Here is a 1,689-nt window from a genome sequence, read left to right as displayed (position 1 = left end):
CTCGCACGGCCGAGCAGCGGCGCCGCGGAGTGCAGCGAGGCGAACGTGATCAGCGGCCCCAACGCGAGCAGCGCCGCTCCCGGCCGTGCGAGCGAGACGGCGGCGCACTGGACGACGATCAGCAGGATGGCGGCGACCACGGTCAACGGCGGCAGCACACCCAGGAGTTGCGCCCCCGTGAGCTGATCCCGGCCGACGTCCGCGACCCGCAGGAGGGGCGCCCAGAACAGCCCGGCCGATATCCCGAGCAGCAGCCACAGGAACGTGACGAGCCGGGCCTCGTCGACGCGCGGGGCGGGCGCGGGAGCGGTTCCGGTGGGGACCATCAGCCCGAACGCGGGGGTCGCGGTGTCGTGGGAGCCGCGCGACCAACCGGGCACGGGCACGGGCACGGGCCCCGGATCGGCGGCCGGGGCCGGGCGCGGGGCCCGATCCGGTCGGCCGCCCGCCGCGGGCGCGGTACGGAGCCGAGCGGCCTCGCGGGCCCAACTGGTCCCGTACCGGTCGGCGTCGGCCCGGGAAGTACGGCGTGACGTGGCCCCGTACCAACGGGCCCGCGCCCCGTAAGCCCCAGCCCCAGCCGTACCCGTACCCGAACTCGAACCCGAACTCGAACTCGAACTCGAAGCCGAACCCGTACCCGAACCCGTCCCCCCACCCCCACCAGGCCGCAGCGCCGCCCGCAGCCCCGGCGCCGCGATCAGCGCGACCAGCGTCATCGACAGCAGCACCGCGAGGCCCGCGCCCGAGATACCGGCAGGGCCGAGCAGATACAGCGCGCTGCCCAGCACGAGCACGCACATGGTGCCCTGAAGCGCGGCGAGCATGCCCGTACGCCCCTGCACCCGCAGCACCCCGATGTACAGCTCGACCACCACCCGGGGCAGCGCGGCGGCGGCCAGCAGCCGCAGGACCGTCGTGCCGTGGCGCGCGTAGTCGGCGCCGAACGGGGCGAGGATCTGCGGGGCGAACACCACCAGCACCAGGACCACCGGCGTCAGCAGCAGCGCCATCCGCCGCAGCGCTCCCCGTACGCCCTCGGCCAGCCGGTCCGGGCTGTGCGAGGCGTGCGCGGTGAGCGAGGAGGCCATGTTGATGGCCATGAACTCCATGGTGCCGCCGACCGTGTAGGCCGTGTAGAAGAAGGCGTTGTGCGCGGAGTCGAAGCGGACGGCGACCAGCACCGGCAGCAGGTTGATCATCGCGAGGCTGAACAGCGCCCCGACCGAGTCACCGGCCAGGAACCGCCCGATGTCCGCCGCCCTCGGCGGCTCCCGGTCGCGGTCGGCGGCGGCCTGGCGCGGGATGAGCCTGCGGAACACCAGCCAGCCGAGCGGCAGTACGGACAGGGCGATGGCCGCCGCCCAGGACACGAAGACGCCCAGGACCGGCATCGCCGTCGCGAACGCGGCGAGCAGCAGCAGCTTGCCGATGGAGAAGACGGCGTTGCCGACGGGCACCCAGAAGGCGCGCCGCAGCCCGGTCAGCACCCCGTCCTGGAGGGTGAGCAGCGCCCAGGCGACGCAGGAGGCGGTGAAGACGAGCCCGGCGGTGAGGCCGCGCAGCGGCGCGTACGAGGGCCCCCACCGGTCGAGTGTCGCCAGGAACACCACGCACGCGACGCTCACCACCAGCGAGCTGACGGCGTAGGTCCGCCACACCAGCGGCCCGGTCGCCCGGCCGGCCCGG

At 74.7% G+C, this 1,689-nt stretch carries 1 protein-coding gene; it reads right to left on the bottom strand.

All coding sequences use genetic code 11. From position 1 onward, the window contains the following. Nucleotides 1-1,689, bottom strand: a 1,689-nt coding sequence (locus tag DVH02_RS36515; RefSeq protein WP_233518536.1) for a polysaccharide biosynthesis protein, incomplete at both ends; no start/stop codon positions are given.

Source organism: Streptomyces corynorhini (assembly GCF_003346515.1).
Taxonomy (GTDB): domain Bacteria; phylum Actinomycetota; class Actinomycetes; order Streptomycetales; family Streptomycetaceae; genus Streptomyces; species Streptomyces corynorhini.
The sequence above is the reverse complement of the archived record's forward strand: the minus strand, read 5'-3'. Positions and strand labels throughout refer to the sequence as shown.